The following is a 1,111-nucleotide window of genomic DNA, read 5'->3' on the forward strand; positions in this document are numbered from 1 at the left end:
TGTATGAGGCCATGACGTTGGTGACGCCGGCATGGAGCCGGGTGACTGGTGGTTGGTTTCCGGCGGCAGTGTGTGGTCGATGGTAGTTGTAGTGGATGTTCCAGACGGCCAAGGCTGCGGTGCGGTGTTCTTCGCTGAGCCAGACATGCGCGTAGAGGAACTCTTCGGCCAGGATGCGGTTGTAGCGCTCCACTTTCCCGTTGTGGCGTGGGGTGTAAGGCGTGATCCGCTGATGCCGGGCCCCTCGTAGGACGGTGGCGAAGTCGTTCGCGCGGTAACAGGCGCCGTTGTCGGTGACCAGGCGGTGGATGTGGGTGATGCTGTGCGCGGCGAAGAACGCGCGAGCGCGGTGGACGAACCCGATCGCGGTGCGGGCTTTCTCGTCAGGCAGGGCTTCGGTGTAGGCCAGGCGGGAGTAGCCGTCGACGGCGGAGTGCAGGTAGACGCAGCGGGCCCGCCCACCGCGGGTTCTGCCGCGGCGGGCGCGTTTGTCCTGGGTACTGCCTTTGCCGTGGACCCGCCAACCGCCGCCGTCGGGAATCCGGCCGGTCTTCTTTACGTCGAGGTGGACCATGTGCCCAGGCCAGCGAGCGATGATCCGGCGTGGCTGACGGTTGCTGTCGCCGGTCGGGTCGAGGAACCGACGCCGGTTCAGGCCGAGCTGCAGCAGATGCCGGCCCACGGTCCGCACCGAGACGGCGATGCCCTCGGCCGCCAGCTCGGTCGCGATCCGGCGGGCGGAGTGCTTGCGTTGCCGGCGCAGCTGCTCGATCCGGGCCACCGCCTCGGCGGGGGTGGCGGTGGGCTGGTGGCGCGGGACGCTGGGACGGTCGAGCAGGCCTGCCTCGCCATAACGACGCCAGCGGTTGACCCACTTGGAAGCGCATTGGCGGGAGATGCCCATCTCGGCGGCGACGTGGGCGATCGGGCAGGTTTGGCAACGCGCGACGAGCCGGCGGCGGCCCTCGACAGACAGCGGGGCATTACGGTGGTGCACGGACGGGTCTTTCTGCTCGGAGGACGAGTTGGTCGCACTTCTCATCCTGCCGCTGAAAGACCCGTCCCTCGTCTCAGACCCTGGCCAGCGTCACCAACGTCATGACCCGCAACA

Annotated in this window: 1 protein-coding gene; it reads right to left on the bottom strand. The window is 68.1% G+C overall.

What is annotated here, in order from left to right; all coding sequences use genetic code 11:
• Positions 1 to 997: IS481 family transposase (locus BM362_RS46035; RefSeq protein WP_107309602.1), on the bottom strand; the 997-nt coding region annotated here is incomplete at its 3' end.
• Positions 998 to 1,111 lie beyond the last annotated feature (114 nt).

Origin of the sequence: Amycolatopsis rubida (assembly GCF_900115345.1) — a bacterium.
GTDB lineage: Bacteria > Actinomycetota > Actinomycetes > Mycobacteriales > Pseudonocardiaceae > Amycolatopsis > Amycolatopsis rubida.